The organism is Pseudomonas sp. GR 6-02 (genome assembly GCF_001655615.1).
Lineage (GTDB): Bacteria > Pseudomonadota > Gammaproteobacteria > Pseudomonadales > Pseudomonadaceae > Aquipseudomonas.
The window spans coordinates 515,034-537,685 of record NZ_CP011567.1; the positions used below are offsets into that span (position 1 = coordinate 515,034).

A 22,652-nucleotide genomic window follows, 5' to 3' on the forward strand; every position below is an offset into this window, starting at 1 on the left:
CTAGACCCCTGTGGCATTGACGATTCTTGGCCTGTCCGGCGCCCTTAGCCATGATCCTTCCGCAGCCTTGTACATCGACGGCAAGCTGGTCGCGGCGGCTGAAGAAGAGCGTTTCGTGCGCGATAAACATGCAAAGAACCGCATGCCTTACGAATCGGCGAAATTCTGCCTCGAGCAGGCGGGCATCAAGCCATCCGACGTTGACGTGGTGGCGATTCCATTCGCGCCGATCAGCCTGTTCGGCAAGGCTCGCTGGCACTACGCCAAGCGCTACTGGTACGCCCCGGACCGCGCCCTCGACGCGATCCTGATGGGTAACCGTCGCTACAAGCGCTATCGCAACAAGATTGTCTGGTGCCTCGAGCAATTGGGTTTCGATCCGAAAAAGATCAAGATCGAGCCGGTCGAGCACCACTTGGCCCACGCCTCCAGCGCCTACCACTGCTCCGGTTTCAAAGAGAAAACCGCGATCCTGGGGATTGACGGCAAGGGCGAGTACGCCACGACTTTCTTCGGTTATGGCGAAAACGGCAAGATCCACAAGATCAAGGAATTCTTCGATCCGGACTCCCTCGGCGGCCTGTACGGCGCGATCACCGAGTTCCTCGGCTTCGAGATGCTCGACGGTGAGTTCAAGGTCATGGGCATGGCGCCGTACGGCGACGCCAGCAAATACGATTTTTCGCGCCTGGCCTCGTTCGAAAACGGCGAGCTGGTGATCAACACCGACTACGCCAACGTCATCGGCCTGCGTCGTTATAAAGAGAAGGGCAAGGGTTTCTACTTCTCGCCGAAGCTGATCGAGTGGCTGGGGCCGAAGCGCGAGGGCGATATCGCCGACGAGCCCTACATTCACTACGCCGCGAGCATGCAAGCGCTGTTCGAGAAACTGGCGTTGCAGATGATCGACCATTACCTGGGCGATGTGCTCAAGGAAACCGGCAAGCTGGCCTTCGCCGGTGGTTGTGCGTTGAACGTCAAGCTGAACCAGAAGATCATTGCCCGCGACGACATCAAAGAACTGTTCGTCCAGCCTGCGTCCGGCGATGCCGGTACCGCGGTGGGTGCAGCGGCTTATGTGTCTCATGCCCGTGGTGTACCGGTCGAGAAGATGGAACACGTCTACCTCGGCCCGTCCTACAGCAATGAAGACGTGATCGCGGCCTGCGCCCGTCACGCCGATAAGCCAAAGTGGCGCAAGCTCGACAATATGCCGGAGCAGATCGCCAAAATCATGGTCGATGGCAACCCGGTGGCCTGGTTCCAGGGTCGCATGGAGTTCGGTCCGCGTGCCTTGGGCGGTCGTTCGATCATTGGCTGTCCGAGCGTGGCCGGCGTGGCGGACCGTATCAACCATCAGATCAAGTTCCGCGAGCGCTGGAGGCCTTTCTGCCCGTCGATGCTCGACACCGTTGCGCCGCAAATGATCAAGATCGATCACCCGGCACCGTTCATGACCTTCACCTTCGAAGTGGCTGAAGAGTGGAAAACCCGCGTGCCGGAAGTCGTCCATGAAGACGGCACGTCCCGGGCCCAGGTGCTCAAGCGAGAATACAACCCGCGCTACTACGACATGATGAAGGCGCTGGAAGTACTGACCGGCAACGGTGTGTCGCTGAATACTTCGCTCAACCGTCGTGGCGAGCCGATGATCTGCTCGCCGACCGACGCCTTGAACATGTTCTTCGGTTCCGACCTGCAGTATCTGATCATGGAAGACATTCTGGTGGTCAAAGAAGGCGCGGACGCTTATGACTCGCTCGGCTGAACGCCATGTGCTGCAGTTCTGTCACGGCTATGACGGGCCGTTTCTGGACTGCGCCCGGCAGTACGCCAGCCTGTTCGCGGGGACCGGTTATCGCGTGACCACGGTGTTCCTGACCGGGGCTGCAGATAGCCAAGTCGCCGCGAACTGTGCGTCCGACGAGGTGCTGTTCATGGAGTACAGCTCCAAGGCCATTCGTGGCCTGAAGCTGGGCGCCATCGGCGATCTGCGCAAGATCGCCGCATCGCGCAACTTCAGTTTCTGCATCGCTCACCGTTTCAAACCGATCTACATCGCCCTGCTCGGCACTTCGTTGCCGGTGATTGGCGTACATCACGCGTTTGGCGATTACCAGCGCCGCACCCGCAAACTGTTCGCGCATATTTTCCGCAAACGCCTGAGCCTGCTCGGCGTCTCCGATGCGGTGCGTGACGACATGCGCCGTTGCTTGCCGAAATGGCCGCAGGCGCGGATTCAGACGCTCTATAACCGGATTGATGTACAGGCGTTACAGGCCAGTCAGGTGTCGGTTCGCGAGGCCCGGGAAACCCTCGGTCTGTCGATGGATGCCTGGATTGTCGGCAACGTCGGGCGCCTGCATCCGGACAAGGATCAGACTACGTTGTTGCATGGTTTTGCCACGGCATTGCCGGGGTTGCCGGCCAACAGTCAGCTGGTGATTCTGGGCAGCGGTCGGCTGGAGCAGGACCTCAAGGCCCTGGCGCGTGAACTGGGTATTGGCGATCGCGTGCTGTTCCTCGGCCAGGTGCCCGAGGCGCGTCGCTACTTCCGTGCTTTCGATGTGTTTGCCTTGAGTTCCGATCATGAACCGTTCGGCATGGTATTGCTGGAGGCCATGGCCGCCGGTGTGCCGTTGCTCGCCACCGCGTGTGGTGGCGCCAGGGAAGTGGTCGAAGGTGTGGGCATTCTATTTCCGCTGGGCGATGCCGGGCACCTGGCTCAAGGGCTGCAACATCTGGCCGCGATGGACGAGCAGCAACGCCGCCAGTGCGCCGAGCTGATGTTCGACCGCTTGCGTGAGCGCTTCTCCGATCGCGCGGTGCGCGATGCTTTCTGGCATTTGCCGCACGTTACCGAACTGGCACCGAGGGGCTGATGCTCAACCGATTTCAAGGCTGGCGCGAGCGTGGCTGGGTGCAGGTCGACGCCTCGACTTATGCACAAACCTGGCAGCGTTTTGGCGGCAGCGTCGCGACTCATCCTCTGGTGGTCGAACGTCTGGCACAGTTGGCCGACATCCCGGTGCGTTACCTGGCTTGGGAGCAGGACGGCGAAGTGAAAGCCGCCATCCCGACCTGGGGGCGCGACCTGGCGCTGTCCAAGGACGTGCTCAAGCGCACGGGTAAAAAAGGCCTGTTCGACCTCGGCAATGCCGAACTGATCCTGCCGGCCGCCGCCGATGCCCAGGCACCGCTGCGCCATCGGGGGCGTTACCTGTCGGCGCTGAGCGAAGGTCGTTTTACCGGTATCAAGCTGCAGACAGAACAACTGGCGCTGGCCCGTACGCCTGAAGAATTGTCGAAAAAGTTTCGCTACAACCAGCGCCGCGAGTTGCGTCTGCTGGAAGAGGCGGGCGGCGTGGTGCGGCCGGTTACCGAGTTTTCCAGCAGTGAGCTGGCGGCGATCTATTGCGACCTGTTCCAGCGTCGCTGGGGCTTTCCGGCCACCGGTGCCGAGCGCATGGGCGAGGTGATCGAGTTGTTGCGCGAGTTGCTGATCGGCTCGGTGATTTTCCTCAACGACGCACCGATTGCGACTCAACTGGTGTACCGCGTCGAGGCGCCGGAATGGATCAGCATCGAATACGTCAACGGCGGTGTCGATCCCGAGACCCGCGAATTCAGCCCGGGCAGCGTGCTGAGCTACCTCAACACCCAAAGCGCCTGGGAACATGCACGCGCGTTGGATAAACCCCTACGGTTTTCCTTTGGTCGAACCGACCGTGAGTACAAGGACCGTTGGTGCAATTCTGTGCCGGTCTTCACGGTATGAGCCAACCCATGAGCCGCAAACAGCAACTGCTCAAGCGCCATCGGCGCAACAAACGCATCGGCCTGTTGATTGCGTTGATGCTGCTGATCGCGATCGGCGTGCTGGTGGCCTGGTGGCTGCCGCTGGTGCTTGCGGTGCTGGGCTGGATCGCCCACGAGGCGTGGTTTGCCGACCATCTGTTTTATTCTCCCCAAGACGATTACCAATACAGCTTCCCGCCGTATACCCCGCAACCCAAGATTCATCTGGACGGTGAACGGCTACGGCTGGATGAGGGTGTCATGCTGGTCGATGACGCCACGCTGATACTGGCGCTGCGGGTGAAAAGTACTTGGCTGGGGCGCTTTATCGATCCGGTGGTCGAGTTGCTGGGGGGCGATAACCCCGACCGGCAAACCTTCGAGCGCGGTGTAAACGGCCTGCGTTACCTCAATCTCAGTGGTCAGGCAAACGTGTTGTCGCAAGGCGAGTTGCGTCTGCGCGGGCGTTTCTGTCGGTTGCTCGGCGAGCCTGTGCTCTGGGCGTTCGAGCAACCGGACTACCGCCGTCAGCGAGTGATGGTGATTGCACCCCATGCCGACGACGCTGAATTGGCCGCATACGGTTTGTACAGCCAGGCCGACGAAGCCTGGATCGTCACCCTGACCGCCGGTGAAATTGAAGCCGAACATTATCAACAGATGGGTCTGAACACGGTCGAGGCGGCTCGTCTCAAAGGCCGTTTGCGGGCCTGGGATAGCATCGCCGTACCGCGCTGGGCCGGGGTGCCTGAGGCCCATTGCGTGCAGTTGGGGTATTTTTGCCTGCAACTGGCGGCGATGCAGGCCGCGCCGGCCACACCGGTAGGTTCGCGCGAAGCGGATTTGGGAGACACCCGGTTGTTTCGTCAGTTGAATCCATTTGCCCTGCCGGGCGATGTCGATGGTGCGCCGACCTGGAATAATTTACTGGCCGATCTGCGTGAACTGTTGCTGAGGGCGCGTCCGCAAGTGATCGTATTGCCGCATCCGTCCCTCGACCCGCACCCGGATCATATCTGTGCCCAGGCAGCGGTTCTCGAAGCGTTGAGCGGGCTGGAGTGGCAGCCGACCACCGTGCTTGGCTATGCCAACCATCTGCATGACAATGATCGTTGGCCTATGGGGGATGCGGGTCATGGCATCGCCCTGCCACCGGCGTTCGATTCGACAACGCCGATGCAGCCCTGCTGTCTGCGAATGCCTTTGGCGCGTCAGCGTGATAAAGCAATGGCGTTGGGCATGATGCACGACCTGCAACCGCCCATGCCGTTCAAGCGACGTTTACGACGGTTGATACAGTGGCTTCTGGCTAGTAGGGTGCCACCCGTCTATGGCGAGAACGAGTTCTTTCGCAAGGCGGTCAGGCAGCATGAGTTGTTCTGGGTTCTGAAGCATGGTGAAACATCTGTTAGGCAGAAATGAAGTATCGCGCGGCCTAGCATGGCGCCGTATCCACGCAGCAGTGAGTATTTCTGTGATCAATCCATGCCCGCGCATCCTGTTCCTGATTCCGTATTTCGGTCATTGGCCGTTCTGGATGCCGTTTTTCCTCGAGAGTTGCCGACGCAACGCCGATATCGACTGGTTGCTGTTCAGTGATTGCGGTACTCCTGAGAACCTGCCGCCCAACGTGACTGTTGAAGCCATGAGTTTCAGCGAGTACTGCGCGCTGGTGTCACAGCGGCTGAATATCGACTTTGTGCCGGACGCGCCTTATAAGCTCTGCGACATCAAGCCTGCCCTGGGGCATATTCATGTCGACCGCCTGCAAGGCTATGATTTCTGGGCGTTCGGCGATATTGATCTGGTATTTGGTGACCTGCGAAGTTATTTCACCGCTGATCGGTTGGCCAGTTATGACCTGTTCTCTACCCACGAGCGGCGGGTGGCAGGCCATCTCTGTCTGATGCGCAACACTGCCCGCAAACGTGAGTTGTTCATGCAGATCAAGGACTGGCAAACACGCTTTACCGATCAGGCGCATCACGCGCTGGATGAAGGCGCATTCAGTCGGATCTTCCTCTGGCGCAAGAATTTTCCCGAGCCACTGTTCTCTCTGTTGGGCAAGCTCAATTCGTGGCGCCGCCGCAGCGAATTCATCGAGGCGTTCAGTACGCCGGGCGGTTGCATCAAGTGGCACGACGGCACGGATGATTTTCCGCAGCACTGGTATTGGCGCAATGGCTGTTTGAGTAACGATCGCGATGGCGACCGCCGGTATCCGTATTTCCACTTCGTCTGCTGGAAACGCAACGAATGGTCACGGTTGCCCCCACCCGATCCAGCCGAGATCAGGCGCCTCGCCGCCGAGCCGGCATGGGTCATCGATGCGACTGGTTTTCACCGGGGAGAGTTATGAGTCAACGGTCAAAGGTTCTGCAGTTGCAGCCGGACTACAACGTCAAAGCCCATGATTTTGCCGACCTCGCGGAGCAGATCGTCAAGGCCCTGCCGAGCGATCGCTATGAAGTGACCGCGGCGTTCCTGCGTGGCAAGCCCGGGCCTGGCGAGGCCGTAAGTCGCGCCGACCGTTCGGTGTATTTCGAGTTTTCCGACAAGTCCCTCAAGGGCATGCGCCTGCGCGCCATGTGGCAGTTGTACAAGTTTTGCCGCGCAGAAAAATTCGACGTGGTGATTTGCAATCGCTTCAAACCGGTAAACATGATGCTGGCGCTCAACCGTTGGTTGAAAGTACCGCTGTGCATCGGCATCTCCCACGGTTTTGGCGAGTACGACCGGTTTTACCGGCGCCGCCAGACCCAACGCCTGATCGATCGCCATTGGCGCTTTGTCGGCGTGTCGCCAGCGGTCAAACAGTACCTGCTCGATTGCGACTGCGGCTTTACCGACCAGAATACCTACGCGATCACCAACGCCATCGACATCGAGCAGGCTGAAGGTTTGCAGCACAGCCGCGAGCGTGCTCGCGAGTTATTGGGCATCGAGCCGTCGGTGCGCTTGATCGGTGCATTGGGCCGGCTGGTGCCGGTCAAGGGCCACACCTACCTGCTGCAGGCCTTTGCCACCCTCAAGGACAAATACCCGAACACCCAACTGGCAATCATTGGTGCGGGGCGTGAAGAGTCGCGCCTGGCCGCCGAGATCGAGCGCCTTGGGCTGACCGGTCGTGCGCATTTGCTGGGTTTCAAGGAAAATGCCTTGCAGTATGTTCGGGCATTCGACATCTGGACCATGCCGTCCTTGGCTGAAGGCCTGGGGCTGGCATTGCTCGAGGGCATGAGCGGGCACCTGCCGGTAATCGCCTCGAACGTACCGGCCATGTTGCCGCTGATTCAGGGCGCGGGCGGTCTGGCAATTACCCCGGCGGACGTGCCGACGCTGGTCGCAGCGCTGGAGAACTACCTGGGGCTGTCGGATGACGAGCTCAAGGCCAAGGGTGAACAGGCCTACCGCTATCTCCAGGAGCAACACGACATCGAGGTATTCCGCCAGGAGTACCTGAACCTGATCGACTCCGGCTTGAGTCAAGCCCGCAGGGAGCAACCATGAACGACGTGCAACCTCTCGTCACGGTCATCATCGCGTCGTACAACCACGGTCGCTATATCGAGGAAAGCATCCTCAGCGTCCTCACCCAGACCTACAAGAATATCGAGTTGCTGGTCATCGATGACGGCTCCAGCGATGACAGCGTCGAGCGCATCAATGCCTTGCAGGCGCAGCACGATTTCGATTTCCGGGTCCAGCAGAACCAGGGGCTGACCAACACCCTCAACGGCGCCATTGCGCGCTCAAAGGGCAGTTTGATCGTGCCGTTCGGGTCCGATGACATCATGTTGCCGGAGCGCATCGCCACCCAGGTGGCGTATATGGATGGCAAGCCCGAGGTCGGGATCTGCGCCGGCAACATCGAACTGATCGACGCCGACGGCAATCTCTATCCGGAGAATCGTCAGCGTCGCGATGTGCCGTTCCGTCGTCTGGATTTCGATGACATGTTCCTGGAGCGCAAGCCTTATCCGCCGGCGCCGACCCTGATGATTCGCCGTGAAGCGCTGGACAAGGTAGGCGGCTTCGATCCGAACATTCGCCTGGAGGACTTGCTGATCGAGTTGAAGGTGACCCGCGCCGGTTACTTCATCGATGGCCTGAATGTGCTGATGGCGCGCTATCGCAAGCACGCCACCAACTCCTACAAGAATAACCGCTTCATGATCGACAACATCCTGCGCTCCTACGCGCTGTTCAGCGATCATCCGCTGTACGACGAGGTGCGCTACAAATTCCTCAGCTCGATGTTCCTGAAAACCTCCAATCGCGACCGCAAGCTGGCGCGCGAACTGCTGGCGCAGATACCGTTCAAGGCCTGGAACAAGAAGACCTGGCGCGGCCTGGGGCGGCTGTATTTCTCACCGCTGGAAAAAGACTGAGCCCACCCTGAGACGCGCAGCCATCGATGCCGGTATAGCGGCCCTCACCGGCATGCCTGAGGTGTCGGGAACAGGGCGGCGGTCACGATGGCCAGCAGGTAGGCCGCCAGCGCAATGAACGGGTTGGTTTCGACTATTAATGAGCCCGGGCGGGATGACTCCCGGTCAGTACTTGCCTGTGTAGGTTATCCACTGCAGATTTCGACGCCATCACGGCGTAGCCCTGAAGTAGCGCGCCAAAGTGGTCTTCGAACAGCCAGCGTCGATCCACGGCGTAACGCTGCATATGGCGCAGATTGCGCTTGCGCAGGGACAGGCTCAGCGATGACGGATAGATGCGCATGTCCGCCAGATCGATCAGGCCGAACTCACCGTCATCCAGTACCAGTACATTGCCCAGGTGCAGTGACCGGAAATAGACACCTTGTTCATGCAGTTGCGCCATGAACTTGCCGAAACGCTCAACCAGCGCCTGACGCACCGCGGGCGCGGTGATGCCTTGAAGAACCTGACGCAAAGTGCTGCCCGGCAGCGGCGAATAGTGTACGGCACTGCTACCGTCCTTGAGTCGATACAGGTCCAGAATTTGCGGGGTCGGGATACCCAGGTTGCGCAATTGCTCGCTGTTGGCGGCAAACCGTTCGGAATAGGGGTTGAAGCTACCCGAGGTGTACCAGCGACGGCGGCGGAACAGCTTGAGGAAGCTGCCATCGACCAGGCGCAGGACTTTTGGCCCCAGCCCGTCTTCCTCGATCACCTGGGCACTGGCGGTCAACTGTTGCAGGGCGGCCGGCGTCAAGGTCCTGATTGGCATTGCCAATAGGCGTCTGGCCCGTTGGTTGATGCTTAATGCGGCGATCAGCGCCAGCGGAATCCACAGCAAAAACCAGTGCTCCTTGGGCCGGGAAATGATACCGCCGCCTTCGGTCAGGCCGGCGCCGATGCCGAATACCAGCCAGGTCGAGGCGATGATGAACAACGGCTGCAGGCGATACCGCCAGCTATTCAGCAAGCACCGGACCTGGAAGAACAGCCACGGCAGCAAGCCGAAAATACCAACGTAATAGAGCACCCCCAAGGCGAAGCTATGAGGCTCCTGCAAGGTGTAGCCGATACCGGGGTCGAGAGTCAGGGTGGCGTTGTAGCCATGACCGATCCACGGGTGCTCGGCAATTTTTTGCAGGGCCAGCTGCCAGATTTCAAAGCGATAGGAGTCGCCGCGCTCGACGATCATCTGCGAAAACAGTACGGCAACCGCTGCGCCACCGATCAACAGGGTACCCAGCAATACGAAAGAACGACGGTTCCAGCTGATGAAACTCAGCCATAACGCAGCCAGTGTCAAAGCAACCAGCGGGGTTCTGGAGCCGGTGGCGATCACCGTGGCGAACATGATCGCCATCGCCGGGATGCTCAGCCAGAGCATCTGGCGACGCTTGCAGGTCATGCTCACGCTCAGCCAGTAGGTACAAAAAAAGCCGAATACGTGGGAGCTGAGCAGTGGGTTGTCGAATGCGCCGCTCCCGATCAGGCGCATGCCCGGCTCGTAGTGGCGGGTAAACATGAACAGGTTGTAGGCCGACGCGATCAGCCCGACCATTGCGGCACTGAACAGCAGGGGCTGGATGATCTCGCTTCGGTAGCGCACCAGCAGGTAGCAGCCAGCGAACAACAGCAGGGTGTGCAAAGCGGGTTTGAACTGACCGGTGACGCTTTGATCCATCGGCGGCCCCCAGCTCAGGCTGAGCAAGGCCCAGGCGGCGAACAACAGCACCGCGACGAAGATCGGTTCGCGCAGCAACTCTTTGAGTTCGCGGGGGCGCAGGCACAGGACAATAAACGATGGGATGCTGAACAGGCCATAAAACATCTTGTGATGCAGGCTGCGACCAGGCAGAAAGAACATCGCGCACAGCAGCAGGAAGTAGCCGAGTGGAAGAATCCAGAGGCAAATGAAATCGAAGACTCGATTGGATGTGTTGTTGAAGCCACTGAGTTGCATGCTGAGAGATTCAATCCTGAAGTTGATCGGCCATTTGGGGTGATGGCTATTTGATGTTGAATTCTGACGCTTAACAATAACAGCCTTTATGCGATTGCCAGAACCCTGAAGAAGCTGTGCTAAAGTCAGCGTCCTTTTTATCGACATTCGCGTGATATGACCGACTCCAGTCTCTCCGCAAGCCCATCGAGCTTGAAAATTTACTTCCGCCTGCTCAGCTATGTCCGGCCGTACATCAGCCTGTTCCTGATCAGCATTGTCGGTTTTCTGATTTTCGCTTCGACTCAGCCAATGCTCGGGTACATCCTCAAGTATTTCGTCGACGGCCTGTCCAATCCCGAAGCGGCGCTCTTTCCAACCGTACCGTACCTGCGTGATCTGCAACTGCTGCAGGCCGTGCCTTTGCTGATCATCCTGATTGCAGCGTGGCAGGGGCTCGGATCTTATCTGGGCAACTACTTTCTGGCCAAGGTTTCCCTCGGACTTGTCCACGACTTGCGTGTGCAGTTGTTCAACAATCTGCTGGTCTTGCCCAACCGTTATTTCGACAAGCATAACTCGGGTCATCTGATTTCGCGCATCACCTTCAACGTAACCATGGTCACGGGGGCGGCTACAGATGCGATCAAGGTCGTAATCCGTGAAGGCATGACGGTGGCGTTCCTGTTCGCCTCGCTGCTGTTCATGAACTGGCGCCTGACGCTGGTCATGGTTGCGATCCTGCCGTTGATCGCCTTTATGGTGCGCACCGCCAGCAAGAAATTCCGTAAACAGAGCAAGAAGATCCAGGCTGCCATGGGGGACGTGACCCACGTGGCCTCGGAAACGATCCAGGGCTATCGCGTGGTGCGCAGCTTCGGCGGCGAAGTCTATGAAGAAAGGCGTTTCTTCAATGCCAGCCAGGGCAACACCGACAAGCAATTGCGCATGACTCGCACCGGCGCTATCTATACGCCGCTGTTGCAGCTGGTGATCTACACCGCCATGGCGGTGCTGATGTTCCTGGTGTTGTTCCTGCGCGGAGATGCGTCCGCCGGTGACATGGTGGCCTACATCACTCTGGCAGGCCTGCTGCCGAAGCCGATCCGCCAATTGTCTGAAGTCAGCTCGACCATCCAGAAAGGTGTGGCCGGCGCCGAGAGTATCTTCGAGCAACTGGACGTCGAACCCGAAGTCGATAACGGCACCATCGAGCGCGATGCCGTCAGCGGTCGTCTGGATGTGCGTCACTTGAGCTTCACTTACCCGGGCACCGATCGCCAGGTACTCGATGACATCAGTTTCTCGGTCGAGCCGGGGCAAATGGTGGCATTGGTGGGGCGTTCGGGCAGCGGCAAGTCGACATTGGCCAACCTGATTCCGCGCTTCTATCACCACGACAAGGGCGAGATCCTGATCGATGGCGTTGAAGTGGAACAGTACAAGCTGCTGAACCTGCGCAGGCACATCGCCCAGGTGACCCAGCATGTGACGCTGTTCAGCGACACCGTGGCCAACAACATTGCGTATGGCGATCTGGCTGGGGCTCCCCGCGAAGACATCGAGAAGGCGGCAAGAGACGCCTACGCGATGGACTTCATTGCGCAGTTGCCCGAAGGCCTGGACACCCAGGTCGGCGAGAACGGCGTGTTGCTGTCCGGCGGTCAACGTCAGCGTCTGGCAATTGCCCGGGCCTTGCTGAAGAATGCACCGTTGCTGATTCTCGACGAAGCCACTTCGGCCCTCGATACCGAATCCGAGCGGCATATTCAGGCTGCGCTGGATCAGGTCATGAAAGGTCGAACGACGCTGGTCATCGCTCACCGGTTGTCGACCATCGAGAAGGCTGACCTGATTCTGGTCATGGATCAGGGCCGGATCGTCGAGCGCGGCACCCATGCCGAGCTTCTGGCGCAGAATGGCTACTACGCCCGCCTGAACGCCATGGGCCTCGACGCCCCGGCTGAAGACATCGCCTGATTCGATGCAAGGGTGAGCCCTGCTCACCCTTGCGTTCACCGGCGTGCAACGCGTCCGGTGGATTGTATCCAGACCTTTACGCTTCTTGACCAAACCGGAATAAATCTCGGCAACGCGCTTGTTAAGGTTCCTGAACGAACTTTGACTTCAATCGAGGGGGGCAACCCTTTCGCGCGGGTACTGCCATGCTGCAACGTTATCTCTGGAAGCTCTTGCCCAAGCCGCAGCGGGCTTTCCTGCTGGGACGCCTGTCGGTCGTGGACCGTCAGGTGATCAACAAGTCGATGTCGGCCAGCCTGAGCTTCCCACGGGCCTTCGAGCAGCGTTCCTGTCTATTCATTCATGTTCCCAAGTGTGCCGGGAGCAGCGTATGTGCGGCGATGTTCGATGGGTGGAGCCCCGGGCACTTGCCGTTGTACTGGTACGAGCAGCAATTTCCCGAGCAGTTTGCCGCCAGTTTCAAGTTCGCCTTCGTTCGTGATCCGCTGGAAAGGGCCTACTCGGCTTATGCTTTTTTGCGCGGCAATGAGTTGGGCCGGCGCGATCAGGCGGCGCAGAGGCTGGTCTGCCACTACCGCGACTTCGATGATTTCGTCGCTCGCTGGCTGCATTCGGAGACCATCAGCCGACAAATGCATTTTGCCGCGCAAACGGATTTTCTGACCGACTCCCTGGGGCATCTGGCCCTGGACTTCATTGGCTACCAGGAGCATCTGGAGCGGGATTTTCGCCTGGTCTGCGAACAGGTGGGTCACTGGGCGGTGTTGCCTCACGTCAACGGCTCGCAACAGCGGCGTCCGATGCTTGCCCGCGATTTCTGCTCGGTGCGTACCCGTCGGCTGGTGCGGCGGGTGTACCAGCGCGATTACGAAATGCTCGGTTATGAATGAGCCCCTGTCGATACCTGTTCCAGAGATCAGGCCTTACGATCTGTCACTGTCGAACCGCGACCGCGCCGCAATCAAATTCCAGCACCCGCGTTGCCTGTGGTTGACGGGCCTGTCGGGCGCGGGCAAGTCGACCCTGGCCAATGCACTGGAGTTGCAACTCAATCGGCGCGGGCTGCACACGTTCCTGCTCGATGGCGACAACCTGCGCAATGGCCTGTGTCGTGACTTGGGAATGAGTGCTGAGTGTCGCCGGGAAAACATCCGGCGCATGGCCGAGGTGGCACGGCTGATGGTCGACGCCGGTTTGATTGTGATTGTTGCGGCGATCTCGCCGTTTCGCGCAGAGCGTGATGCCGCTCGTCGGTTGTTCGCTGAGGGCGATTTCATCGAGGTATACGTGAGCACGCCGTTCGCGGTGTGCGCGCAACGGGACCCCAAAGGTTTGTATCAAGCGGCCCGCCAAGGGCGGATCAAGAACTTCACTGGCATCGACAGCCCTTATGAGGCACCGCTGACGGCTGAGTGCGAGATCGACACCCAGGTGCTGCAACGTGAGGACGCTTGCCATCGTTTATCGCAATTTCTGCTCAATAAATGAACAGAATTCCCTGCCGATTCATCCGGTTGCAGCCGCCCCGCAAGCCAGCGCCAACCCTGTGTTAATATCGCGCCCCTGTTCATTTTGTATGTGGGTTGCTCCATGAAGTTGTCCATGCCGCGATTCAATCAAGCCCCTGTCTTGGTGGTCGGCGATGTCATGCTCGACCGTTACTGGCATGGTGGTACCTCACGGATCTCCCCTGAGGCGCCGGTACCGGTCGTCAAGGTCGAGCACATCGAGGACCGCCCGGGCGGTGCCGCCAACGTTGCCTTGAACATTGCCGCGCTCGGTGCGCCGGCCTCGCTGGTCGGCGTGACCGGCGACGACGAAGCCGCCGACAGCCTGGTCAATAGCCTCAAGGGTGCCGGCGTGCGGGCATTGTTCCAGCGCATTGCGCACCAGCCGACCATCGTCAAGCTGCGGGTCATGAGCCGTCACCAGCAATTGCTGCGTATCGACTTCGAAGAGCCTTTCGCAACTGACGCCCTGGCGCTGGGCGAGCAAGTCGACGAATTGCTCGAAGGCATCAAGGTGTTGGTGCTGTCCGACTATGGCAAAGGCGCGCTGAAAAACCATCAGGTGCTGATCCAGGCCGCCCGTGCCCGTGGCATTCCGGTGCTGGCCGACCCCAAGGGCAAGGATTTCTCGATCTACCGTGGCGCGAGCCTGATCACCCCGAACCTCAGCGAGTTCGAAACCATCGTCGGCGGTTGCGCCGATGAGCACGAACTGGTGAGCAAGGGCGCGCAGCTGATGCACGACCTCGACCTCGGTGCATTGCTGGTAACCCGTGGCGAGCACGGCATGACCTTGCTGCGCCCGGATCATCCGGCGCTGCACCTGCCGGCCCGTGCCCGTGAAGTGTTCGACGTGACCGGCGCCGGCGACACGGTGATTTCTACCCTGGCGGCGGCGATCGCCGCTGGCGAAGAGCTGCCCCACGCGGTGGCCCTGGCCAACCTGGCGGCGGGCATCGTGGTCGGCAAGCTCGGTACCGCGGCCATCAGCGCACCGGAACTGCGTCGTGCGATCCAGCGTGAGGAAGGCTCCGAGCGCGGTGTGCTGGGCCTCGAGCAGTTGCTGCTGGCGGTCGATGACGCGCGAGCGCACAAAGAGAAGATCGTGTTCACCAACGGTTGCTTCGACATCCTGCATGCCGGCCACGTGACTTACCTCGAACAGGCGCGCGCCCAAGGTGATCGCCTTATCGTGGCGGTCAATGACGATGCGTCGGTGAGTCGCTTGAAAGGGCCGGGTCGGCCGATCAACAGCGTCGACCGTCGCATGGCGGTGCTGGCAGGTTTAGGCGCCGTCGATTGGGTGATCAGCTTCTCTGAAGGCACCCCGGAAAACCTGCTGCGTGCGGTCAAGCCGGATGTACTGGTCAAGGGCGGTGATTACGGGATCGACCAAGTGGTTGGCGCGGACATCGTCAGCGCTTACGGCGGGACCGTGAAAGTGCTGGGGCTGGTGGAAAACAGCTCGACCACGGCGATTGTCGAGAAGATTCGCAATCACTGATTTTGGATGAGGGCTTGCTGTGGCGAGGGGGCTTGCCCCCCGTTCGGCTGCGAAGCAGTCGTAAAACCTCCCGCTGCGATATGTCAGTAAAACCGCGGTGACCGGATCAGGGGTCGCTTCGCGGCCCAACGGGGGCAAGCCCCCTCGCCACAAGTGTTCTATCGTGCTGCCTTGCGCGGCACGATTCTTTTCAGCAGTTGCTTCGCCTTCCCGCGTAACCGGGCCAGGCCCGAATCCTTCCCCGGTGGGGTCAAACCCTGCTGCCGCACCCAATCCTTCCAGCGAATCCGCTCATCCCTCACCAGCCAGCCTTCCTGCCGGGCAAAACTCTCTGCCAGATACAACCCGCGGGTACTTGCCGGGTACAGGTGATCCTTTTTCAGGGTATAGAGCTCGGCCATCGGCTGACCGTCCTGCAGTGGCATCAGGTACAAATCGGGACGTTTGCGATCGAGCCGGGCCACCAGTTGATCGCCCTCCAGCCGCTCGTCGACATGGAACAGGCTCAGGGATTTGGCTTCCTTGGGCACGTCCAGGCGCAAATCGTAAATCAATTGCAGCGAGGCTGTCGGCAAGTGCACGTAGGCCCGGGGACGTTCGATCAGCGGCATGTTCGCGCAGCGCACCGGCCGCGCCGAGCCGGAGAGTGGTGTCAGGCGAAACGGCAGGGCTTCGCGGTAATGCAGGGCTGCCGAGTAGGGCGCTGGCAGCCAGGTTTCGTTGAAGCGCCCGCTGAGCCAGCCCTCCGGGGTTTCCAGCAGGCACTCTTCGGCAATTTCCTGGGTCGCCGTGTGCAGCGGCAGGTTCAGCTCATGGGCCGGCACGTAGCCGGAGATCAGCTTGAGCACCACGTCGCCGCGATCCTGCCGACGCTGACGCACCAACACCCAGTAATCGCGATTCTGCCAATGCAGGGTCAGGCGCACCGAGACCCCAAGGTTCGCCAGCTCCAGGGCAAACCGCTCGCTGTCGGCCACCGTCACCGGACGGCGGCGTTGCAGGGTCTGGGAAAAATTCAACGGCATCCCGACGCTCTGATAACTCAAACCTTCGGGTGTGGCTTCGACGAACAGCGGCAGGGTCTTGAAGTTGCTCGGGTTCTTTCTGATCAGCGTACGCGGCATGTCGGCTCCTGCTTAAGGCCGCGTGGGCGGCATCAATGGCTACGAAGGACCTGGGCAACGGTCGCGACGTTATGGGCGAGGTGCAGCGGATTGATGGTCCCGACAATAGCACTGGCCACCCCCGGGTGTTCAAACAACAATTCGAAGCTGGCACGCACCGGATCAACGCCCGGGCTCAGGCACACATGGCCGCTGGCCAGGGCCTTTTTGACCAGGATCGCTTTGCCGTGAGCAGCAGCATAGTCAATGACTGGCTTCTCGTTCTGTTCGTTCAGATTGTAGGTGACCATTGCGCAATCACCTTGTTCCAGAGCCTTCAAGCCGCCTTCGACGGTTTTACCGGAAAAACCGAAACCGCGAATCTTGCCTTCGCGCTTGAGCTCGGCAAGGGTCGCATAGACCTCACTGTCGTTGAGGATCGCCAGGTCGTTGCCGTCGGAATGCACCAGCACCAGATCGATAAAGTCCGTTTCCAGGCGTTGCAGGCTGCGCTCCACTGAGAGCCGGGTATGCGCGGCGCTGAAATCATGGCGGGACTGACCGTCGGCGAACTCTTCACCGACCTTGCTGACGATTACCCAGTCCTGACGCTGACCACGCAGCAACGGGCCGAGACGCTCTTCGCTGCGGCCATAGGCCGGGGCGGTGTCGATCAGGTTGATGCCCAGGTCGCGCGCGAGTTTGAGCAGCCTGCGGGCTTCGTCGTCGCCGGGGATCTGAAAGCCGTTGGGGTATTTCACCCCTTGATCGCGGCCAAGTTTCACTGTGCCCAGGCCCAGGGGCGATACCAGCAGGCCGGTGCTGCCCAGCGGACGATGCAGGTCATGCAGGGTCGGTTGGCTCATGGCAGCAGTTGCTCCCAGGCAGGGGTCCCTATCGGCGGTTTCGGCAGTTCCGGCAGCGTGGCCGGATGGCTCGGCTGAATACCGTCGCGTTGCAGTGTGGCGAAGACGCGGTCGGCGAAGTCCGGTGCCAGGGCCAGTTTGGTCGGCCAGCCCACCAGCAGACGATTCTTCTCGGCGAGGAAGGCGTTGTCCGGGCGGGTCAAGCCCGATTGCAGCGGCTCGGCGCGTTCGACCCGCAAGGTCGCCCACTGTGCGGTGCTCAGGTCGATCCACGGCAGAAGTTGGCCCAGTTCTTTCTGGGCGGCGGCAATTTGCGCGGCTGGCTCGCGGGCCACGCCTTCGGCTTCGGCGATGTCCCCGCCCACGTACCAGACCCACTGGCCATCGGCGGCCGGGTGAGTGGTCACAGTGACGCGCGGCTTCGGCCCGCCGCCCAGGCAGTGGGCGTACAGCGGTTTGAGGCTCGGGCCTTTGACGATGATCATGTGCAGGGGGCGGCGCTGCATGGCCGGTTGGCTCAGGCCCAGCGCGGTCAGCAGGTCAGCGGTGCCGGCACCGGCACTGAGAACGATGCGCTGGGCGCGGATTTCGCGTTCGTCGACTTTCAAACCGACCAGTTCACCATTCTCCAGCAGCGGTTCGATGTGCTGACCGGCCAGCAGGCCGTCGCCAGCCAGGTCGGCCAGGCGCTGGATCAGGCTCGGCACGTCGACCACCAGTTCCGTCAGGCGATAGACCTTGCCCTTGAAGCGCTTGTCTTGCAGCGCTGGCGGCAGTTGATCGCCTTTGACCTGATCGACCCGCCCGCGCACGGCTTTGCTGGCGAAAAAGCTGGTGAGGTTGCCAGCGAGGGTGCCGGGGGACCAGAGGTAATGGGCATCGGACAATACGCGCACGCCGGACAGGTCCAGTTCGCCGTCGCCGGCCAGTGCTTCACGCCAGCGACGCGGCATGTCGGCAATGGCTTCCGAGGCGCCGGTCAGGGCACCGTGCAACGCGTATTTGGCACCGCCGTGGATGATGCCCTGGGACTTCAGGCTTTGCCCGCCACCGAGACTGGCGCTTTCCACCAGCACGGTCGAGAAACCCTGGCGGCGCAGGCGTGCATTCAGCCAGAGGCCGGCGACACCAGCGCCGACAATCAGAACGTCGGTGGAAATAACGGATGGCATGCAGCGACCTCAGTGTTCAAGACGAGGGCGCAGTATACAGACTCGATGCGCAGGAGATTTGTTGGTGATCAATAGAGCGGATGCAAAACCTGTGGGAGCGGCGGTGCGGTGCTCCCACAGTAAGATAGTGCTTCGGGTTTTAATGTCCCGCAGTCTTGGAGAACAGCTGAATAACCACGACGCCCAGCACAATCAGCGCCATCCCCAGCATTGCCGGCACATCCAGTTTCTGCCCGTAGATAAACAGCGCCGCGACGCTGACCATCACGATGCCCATGCCGGCCCACACCGCGTAGGCCACGCCGACCGGAACGCTGCGCACCACCAGGGTCAGCATCCCGAAAGCAATGCCGTAACCGACGATGACCAGCAGCAGCGGCAGTGGCGTGCTGATACCCTTGACCGCTTTCATCGAAACGGTGGCGATCACTTCGGCGCAGATGGCAATGGCGAGGTAGTAGTAAGCGGTCATGGGTCAATCCTCGTATGAAGTGTTACTTTCTGAGGTCGGCATTCTAGAGATCCGCCAGATGCGGTAAAGTCATTACCTATCTGTTCTGGAGATGGGTTGAGCCATGAATATGCAATGGAGTCTGGAACAGCTGCACTTGTTTGTCAGTGTCGCGGAACAACGTTCCTTTTCCGCGGTGGCGCGGGATCAGCGCAAGGCGCAGTCGGCGGTCAGCAGTTCGATTGCGCTGCTGGAAGAAGACCTGGGCGTCAGCCTGTTCGATCGCAGCAGTGGTCGCCAGCCGAAACTCACCGAAGCCGGCACCGCGCTGCTTGAAGAGGCGCGGGAAGTGCTGCGCCAATGTGAGCGCCTCAATGGCCGGGCACTGGCGATGATGCGCGGTCAGGAAGCGAGTTTGCGGGTGGCTCAGGACGAGGCAATGCCTTATCAGGCAGTGGTTGAAAGCTTCGAAGCCCTGGCCGAACAATTTCCCAGCCTCGAAGTGCAACTGACCAGCGCTGCCCAGGGTGATGTCGCGCGCAAACTGGTGGAGCGTCGGGCCGACCTGGGCTTGCTGTTTTATCACGAGCAGATTCCCGAAGCCCTTGAGCGCCGAGTGCTGGGCAGCGTTGAAATGGTCACGGTGTGCGGCGTGGGGCATCCATTGGCGCAGCAGACGCAGGTCAATTGCCAGCAACTGGCGCAGCATCGACAGCTGCTGATGTCCACGCAATCCAGCGTCTATCCCGGCAGTGAGCCGGCCAGCCCGCAGGTCTGGCGGGCCGACAGTTTCTATGTGATGGCCGAATGGGTGATGCGCGGCCTCGGCTGGGCCTGGTTGCCGCGCCACGTGGTGCAGTACCCGGCGTATCAGAATCTGATGGTCGAACTGACCAGCGAATGGACGCCGCCGGCATTGATTGTGGAGCTGGTCTGGCGCCGCGACGAGCCCCTCGGCCCGGCAGCCCGTTGGCTGGCGGAACGTTTTGCCGTGCACTTGCAGGCGATTGGCTAAAAAACCGATAAACTCCGCCGCCATGAATAGAACCCTCTACACCGCGCTGTTTTACCTGGGGCTGCCATTGGTAGCGATTCGGCTTTGGCTGCGGGCGCGCAAGGCGCCGGCTTACGCCAAACGCATTGGCGAGCGTTTCTCCCTCGCGCTACCGGCGATGAAGCCGGACGGCCTTTGGGTGCACGCGGTGTCGGTAGGCGAAAGCATCGCCGCGGCGCCGATGATCCGTGCCTTGCTGCAGCGATATCCGACGCTGCCGATCACCGTCACCTGCATGACCCCGACCGGGTCTGAGCGCATCCAGGCGCTGTTTGCCAACGAGCCGCGCATCCAGCACTGCTATTTGCCTTATGACTTGCCTTGCGCTGCGGCGCGATTCCTTGATCGGGCCCGGCCGAAACTGGCAGTGATCATGGAAACCGAACTCTGGCCCAACCATATCCATCAGTGCGCCAAGCGTGGAATTCCCGTGGCCCTGGCTAATGCGCGACTGTCTGAGCGCTCGGCCAAAGGTTATGGCCGCTTCCATAACCTGACCCGGCCGATGCTCGCCGAGATGAGCCTGTTCGCAGTGCAGACCGAAGCCGAGGCGCAGCGTTTCCGCGATTTGGGCGCGCGCCCGGAAACGGTTGAAGTGACCGGTTCGATCAAGTTCGACCTGACTATCGATCCGCAACTGCTGCAGCGTGCTGCCGAGCTGCGCGGGCAATGGCAGGCGCAGGATCGCCCGGTGTGGATCGCCGCGAGCACCCATGAAGGTGAAGACGAAGTGGTGCTCGATGCCCATCGTCGGCTGTTGGCCAATCATCCCGATGCCTTGTTGATTCTGGTACCGCGTCATCCGGAGCGCTTCAACCCGGTGTTTGAGTTGTGCCGGCAAAAAGGTTTCACCACGGTGCGGCGTTCGACGGGCGAGCCGGTGACCGCAGATACTTCGGTGTTGCTGGGCGACACCATGGGCGAGTTGCTGTTTCTCTACGCCTTGGCCGACAGCGCTTTCGTCGGCGGCAGCCTGGTGCCCAATGGTGGCCATAACCTGCTGGAACCGGCGGCCTTGGCCAAACCGGTGCTCAGTGGGCCGCACCTGTTCAACTTCCTCGAAATCGCCGCGCAGTTGCGCAGCGCCGGGGCGCTGGCCGAGGTCGACGATGCTGAAGGCCTGGCACTGGCGGTGCAGCGGCTGTTTGAACTGCCGCGCGATGCACAGCGGATGGCGGAGGCGGGGCTGAAGGTAATGCGCACCAATCAGGGTGCGTTGCAGCGGTTGCTGGATGGGTTGGGCAGGTTGATCGAGCGGTAGACCGAGTCGCGCGAACAAAAAAGATCGTCCGAACGCGGCCCGAGCCTTCGGACGATCTTTTGCTGTTTAAGGCCTCGCTTTCAACTGCTCCGCCGCAGCCTTCGCCAGATCTGGTGGCAAGAAGTCCTTGTCCGGGTTGTAGTCGGCTTTGAGATAACGGGTCAGGTCCTGCAAGTCCCCCGGGTTCAAGGTGCCGGCGGCCTGCTTCAGGCGCAGGTTGTCGAGGATGTAGTCGTAGCGCGTGTTGTTGTAGTTGCGCACCGAGGTGTACAGCTGACGCTGGGCATCGAGCACGTCGACGATGTTGCGTGTCCCCACCTGATAACCGATTTCGGTCGCTTCCACCGCGCTCTGGTTGGAAATGATCGACTGCCGACGCGCCTGCACCTGCTCGACGTCGGTGTTCACGGCGCGGTGCAGGTTACGGGTGTTTTCCACGACCTGGCGACGCAGCGCTTCGCGTTGTTGCTCGGTCTGATCCAGCCGTGAGTAAGACTCACGCACCTGGGAACTGGTGAGCCCGCCGCTGTAGATCGGAATGCTCAATTGCAGGCCGACAGTGCGCTGCTCGACATCGCCGCCGTAATGCACGCCGGTCGCGCTCGGGTTGGTAAAACCGAGGGCGTCGTTGTCACCTTTCCTGTATTGCGCGACCGCATCCAGGGTGGGGGCATGCCCGGCCTTGCGCTGCTTGAGGGTTTCTTCGGCGGCGCTCACCGCGTAGTTGCTGGCCAGCAGATTGAGGTTCTGCTTGGCGGCGGTGTCGACCCAAGCCTTGGCGTCGTTCGGTGCCGGCGGCAGGATCGGCAAGGTGTGGACGATGCCCTGGATCGAGTTGTACTGGCGGTTGGTCAGGGTGATCAGCGCTTCGAACGCGTCATCCACCTGACGCTGGGCGACAATTCGGTTGGCCCGCGCGGTGTCGTAACTGGCCTGGGATTGCAGCACATCGGTCTTGTCCGACAGGCCGACGTCGAAGCGCTCGTTGGACTGGTCGAGCTGGCGTTTGAAGGCTGCTTCTTCGGCCTTGGTCGAGGCCAGGTTGTCCTGGCTGCGCAGTACGTTGAAGTAGCTTTCGGCGCTTTGCAGGATCAAGTTTTGTTCAGTGGCCGAGAGTTGCAAGGCGGCCTGTTCGTTGACGTCCTTGGCGGCCTGGAACTGGAACCAGCGGTCGGCGCGGAAAATCGGTTGCGACAAGGTCGCCTGATACACCGTGCCGCTGCGGTTCGAGGTCACCGATGGTTGATCGAGCGCGGTGCGGGTGTCGTTCATGTTGGCACCGGCCGACAGGTTGGGCAGCAACCCGGCGCGGGCCTGGGGCACGACTTCCTTCTGGGCGCCGTACTGGGCGCGGGCGGCGGCGATATCGGCGTTGTTATCCACCGCTTCCTGATAGACGCTGACCAGGTCGGTCTTGGTCGATAAGGGCGCTTCTGCTGCCCAGGCCATTCCATTGGACGCACAAGACACGGCAAGGGCCAGTGAGAGTTTGCGCAGCATGAGGCCATCCCTAAAAAATTATGCTGATAATTTGAACGCCAAGGCTACGGCGCGGCGCCCTGCAGCGTCAAGGCGCGGCGCGG

General features: G+C 60.7%; 19 protein-coding genes. 13 read left to right on the forward strand and 6 right to left on the reverse strand.

Annotated elements, in window-relative coordinates; translation table 11 throughout:
- Positions 1–10 precede the first annotated feature (10 nt).
- Genes PGR6_RS02215 through PGR6_RS02245 form a run of 7 tightly spaced genes read left to right on the forward strand, consistent with a single transcriptional unit; the run spans position 11 to position 8,189 of the window.
- A complete protein-coding gene (locus PGR6_RS02215) occupies positions 11–1,768 on the forward strand; it encodes a carbamoyltransferase family protein (protein ID WP_018928552.1) in 1,758 nt (585 codons plus the stop codon).
- Positions 1,752–2,882, forward strand: a complete 1,131-nt coding sequence (locus PGR6_RS02220; RefSeq protein ID WP_018928551.1) for a glycosyltransferase — start codon at positions 1,752–1,754, stop codon at positions 2,880–2,882. The genes PGR6_RS02215 and PGR6_RS02220 overlap by 17 nt, the downstream gene beginning before the upstream one ends.
- Complete coding sequence (locus PGR6_RS02225; protein WP_064615987.1) at positions 2,882–3,778, forward strand: antimicrobial resistance protein Mig-14; 897 nt, start codon at positions 2,882–2,884, stop codon at positions 3,776–3,778. The genes PGR6_RS02220 and PGR6_RS02225 overlap by 1 nt, the downstream gene beginning before the upstream one ends.
- 8 nt (positions 3,779–3,786) lie before the next feature.
- Positions 3,787–5,220, forward strand: coding sequence for a PIG-L deacetylase family protein (locus PGR6_RS02230; protein WP_064615988.1), 1,434 nt, complete (start codon positions 3,787–3,789; stop codon positions 5,218–5,220).
- A gap of 52 nt (positions 5,221–5,272) precedes the next feature.
- Positions 5,273–6,157 carry a DUF6625 family protein gene (locus tag PGR6_RS02235; RefSeq protein WP_064615989.1) on the forward strand — a complete coding sequence of 295 codons (885 nt, stop codon included), beginning with the start codon at positions 5,273–5,275 and terminating at the stop codon, positions 6,155–6,157.
- On the forward strand, positions 6,154–7,308 hold the full coding sequence (locus PGR6_RS02240; protein ID WP_064615990.1) for a glycosyltransferase family 4 protein: 1,155 nt from the start codon (positions 6,154–6,156) through the stop codon (positions 7,306–7,308). The genes PGR6_RS02235 and PGR6_RS02240 overlap by 4 nt, the downstream gene beginning before the upstream one ends.
- Complete coding sequence (locus tag PGR6_RS02245) at positions 7,305–8,189, forward strand: glycosyltransferase (protein WP_064615991.1); 885 nt, start codon at positions 7,305–7,307, stop codon at positions 8,187–8,189. Before PGR6_RS02240 ends, PGR6_RS02245 begins: the two co-directional genes overlap by 4 nt.
- A gap of 136 nt (positions 8,190–8,325) precedes the next feature.
- On the opposite strand, the gene PGR6_RS02250 is transcribed toward PGR6_RS02245, so the two are convergent.
- Positions 8,326–10,191: an O-antigen ligase family protein gene (locus PGR6_RS02250; RefSeq protein WP_064615992.1), complete on the reverse strand. Its 1,866-nt coding sequence runs from the start codon at positions 10,189–10,191 to the stop codon at positions 8,326–8,328.
- A 156-nt stretch (positions 10,192–10,347) separates the two neighbouring features.
- Here PGR6_RS02250 and msbA point away from each other — a divergent pair, with 156 nt between their 5' ends.
- The 4 genes from msbA to hldE all read left to right on the forward strand — a co-directional run bounded on the left by msbA (position 10,348) and on the right by hldE (position 15,162).
- Positions 10,348–12,150: a lipid A export permease/ATP-binding protein MsbA gene (gene msbA / locus PGR6_RS02255; RefSeq protein ID WP_064615993.1), complete on the forward strand. Its 1,803-nt coding sequence runs from the start codon at positions 10,348–10,350 to the stop codon at positions 12,148–12,150.
- A gap of 185 nt (positions 12,151–12,335) precedes the next feature.
- Positions 12,336–13,040: a sulfotransferase family 2 domain-containing protein gene (locus tag PGR6_RS02260; protein WP_018928543.1), complete on the forward strand. Its 705-nt coding sequence runs from the start codon at positions 12,336–12,338 to the stop codon at positions 13,038–13,040.
- On the forward strand, positions 13,033–13,638 hold the full coding sequence (gene cysC / locus PGR6_RS02265; RefSeq protein ID WP_018928542.1) for an adenylyl-sulfate kinase: 606 nt from the start codon (positions 13,033–13,035) through the stop codon (positions 13,636–13,638). Before PGR6_RS02260 ends, cysC begins: the two co-directional genes overlap by 8 nt.
- Before the next feature lie 102 nt (positions 13,639–13,740).
- Positions 13,741–15,162: a bifunctional D-glycero-beta-D-manno-heptose-7-phosphate kinase/D-glycero-beta-D-manno-heptose 1-phosphate adenylyltransferase HldE gene (gene hldE, locus PGR6_RS02270; RefSeq protein WP_064615994.1), complete on the forward strand. Its 1,422-nt coding sequence runs from the start codon at positions 13,741–13,743 to the stop codon at positions 15,160–15,162.
- A gap of 158 nt (positions 15,163–15,320) precedes the next feature.
- Here the strand turns inward: hldE and PGR6_RS02275 are convergent, their stop codons facing one another.
- The 4 genes from PGR6_RS02275 to PGR6_RS02290 form a co-directional block, all read right to left on the reverse strand.
- Entirely contained in the window at positions 15,321–16,286 is a 966-nt protein-coding gene (locus PGR6_RS02275; RefSeq protein ID WP_019582177.1) for a hypothetical protein, read from the reverse strand.
- A 32-nt stretch (positions 16,287–16,318) separates the two neighbouring features.
- Positions 16,319–17,131 (reverse strand): aldo/keto reductase, encoded by an 813-nt coding sequence (locus PGR6_RS02280; protein WP_064615995.1) that lies wholly within the window; start codon positions 17,129–17,131, stop codon positions 16,319–16,321.
- The gene (locus PGR6_RS02285) at positions 17,128–18,303 is read right to left on the reverse strand and encodes an NAD(P)/FAD-dependent oxidoreductase (RefSeq protein WP_064615996.1); all 1,176 of its coding nucleotides are present in this window, start codon (positions 18,301–18,303) and stop codon (positions 17,128–17,130) included. Before PGR6_RS02285 ends, PGR6_RS02280 begins: the two co-directional genes overlap by 4 nt.
- Positions 18,304–18,442: 139 nt before the next feature.
- On the reverse strand, positions 18,443–18,775 hold the full coding sequence (locus PGR6_RS02290) for a DMT family transporter (RefSeq protein WP_007939639.1): 333 nt from the start codon (positions 18,773–18,775) through the stop codon (positions 18,443–18,445).
- A 103-nt stretch (positions 18,776–18,878) separates the two neighbouring features.
- Between PGR6_RS02290 and PGR6_RS02295 the strand changes: the two genes are divergently transcribed.
- Both PGR6_RS02295 and waaA read left to right on the forward strand, forming a co-directional pair.
- The gene (locus PGR6_RS02295; protein WP_018928534.1) at positions 18,879–19,769 is read left to right on the forward strand and encodes a LysR family transcriptional regulator; all 891 of its coding nucleotides are present in this window, start codon (positions 18,879–18,881) and stop codon (positions 19,767–19,769) included.
- Between the two features lie 22 nt (positions 19,770–19,791).
- Complete coding sequence (gene waaA / locus PGR6_RS02300) at positions 19,792–21,069, forward strand: lipid IV(A) 3-deoxy-D-manno-octulosonic acid transferase (protein WP_064615997.1); 1,278 nt, start codon at positions 19,792–19,794, stop codon at positions 21,067–21,069.
- A 66-nt stretch (positions 21,070–21,135) separates the two neighbouring features.
- On the opposite strand, the gene PGR6_RS02305 is transcribed toward waaA, so the two are convergent.
- On the reverse strand, positions 21,136–22,569 hold the full coding sequence (locus PGR6_RS02305) for a TolC family outer membrane protein (protein WP_064615998.1): 1,434 nt from the start codon (positions 22,567–22,569) through the stop codon (positions 21,136–21,138).
- Positions 22,570–22,652: the final 83 nt, after the last annotated feature.

What these genes read in the sequence shown, in the direction of transcription:
- PGR6_RS02290 (WP_007939639.1), bottom strand. Translation starts at nt 18,775, where the DNA reads ATGACCGCTTACTACTACCTCGCCATTGCCATCTGCGCCGAAGTGATC.
- cysC (WP_018928542.1), top strand. Translation starts at nt 13,033, where the DNA reads ATGAATGAGCCCCTGTCGATACCTGTTCCAGAGATCAGGCCTTACGAT.
- PGR6_RS02220 (WP_018928551.1), top strand. Translation starts at nt 1,752, where the DNA reads ATGACTCGCTCGGCTGAACGCCATGTGCTGCAGTTCTGTCACGGCTAT.
- hldE (WP_064615994.1), top strand. Translation starts at nt 13,741, where the DNA reads ATGAAGTTGTCCATGCCGCGATTCAATCAAGCCCCTGTCTTGGTGGTC.
- waaA (WP_064615997.1), top strand. Translation starts at nt 19,792, where the DNA reads ATGAATAGAACCCTCTACACCGCGCTGTTTTACCTGGGGCTGCCATTG.
- PGR6_RS02275 (WP_019582177.1), bottom strand. Translation starts at nt 16,286, where the DNA reads ATGCCGCGTACGCTGATCAGAAAGAACCCGAGCAACTTCAAGACCCTG.
- PGR6_RS02225 (WP_064615987.1), top strand. Translation starts at nt 2,882, where the DNA reads ATGCTCAACCGATTTCAAGGCTGGCGCGAGCGTGGCTGGGTGCAGGTC.
- PGR6_RS02280 (WP_064615995.1), bottom strand. Translation starts at nt 17,131, where the DNA reads ATGAGCCAACCGACCCTGCATGACCTGCATCGTCCGCTGGGCAGCACC.
- msbA (WP_064615993.1), top strand. Translation starts at nt 10,348, where the DNA reads ATGACCGACTCCAGTCTCTCCGCAAGCCCATCGAGCTTGAAAATTTAC.
- PGR6_RS02305 (WP_064615998.1), bottom strand. Translation starts at nt 22,569, where the DNA reads ATGCTGCGCAAACTCTCACTGGCCCTTGCCGTGTCTTGTGCGTCCAAT.
- PGR6_RS02230 (WP_064615988.1), top strand. Translation starts at nt 3,787, where the DNA reads ATGAGCCGCAAACAGCAACTGCTCAAGCGCCATCGGCGCAACAAACGC.
- PGR6_RS02250 (WP_064615992.1), bottom strand. Translation starts at nt 10,191, where the DNA reads ATGCAACTCAGTGGCTTCAACAACACATCCAATCGAGTCTTCGATTTC.
- PGR6_RS02285 (WP_064615996.1), bottom strand. Translation starts at nt 18,303, where the DNA reads ATGCCATCCGTTATTTCCACCGACGTTCTGATTGTCGGCGCTGGTGTC.
- PGR6_RS02245 (WP_064615991.1), top strand. Translation starts at nt 7,305, where the DNA reads ATGAACGACGTGCAACCTCTCGTCACGGTCATCATCGCGTCGTACAAC.
- PGR6_RS02260 (WP_018928543.1), top strand. Translation starts at nt 12,336, where the DNA reads ATGCTGCAACGTTATCTCTGGAAGCTCTTGCCCAAGCCGCAGCGGGCT.
- PGR6_RS02295 (WP_018928534.1), top strand. Translation starts at nt 18,879, where the DNA reads ATGAATATGCAATGGAGTCTGGAACAGCTGCACTTGTTTGTCAGTGTC.
- PGR6_RS02240 (WP_064615990.1), top strand. Translation starts at nt 6,154, where the DNA reads ATGAGTCAACGGTCAAAGGTTCTGCAGTTGCAGCCGGACTACAACGTC.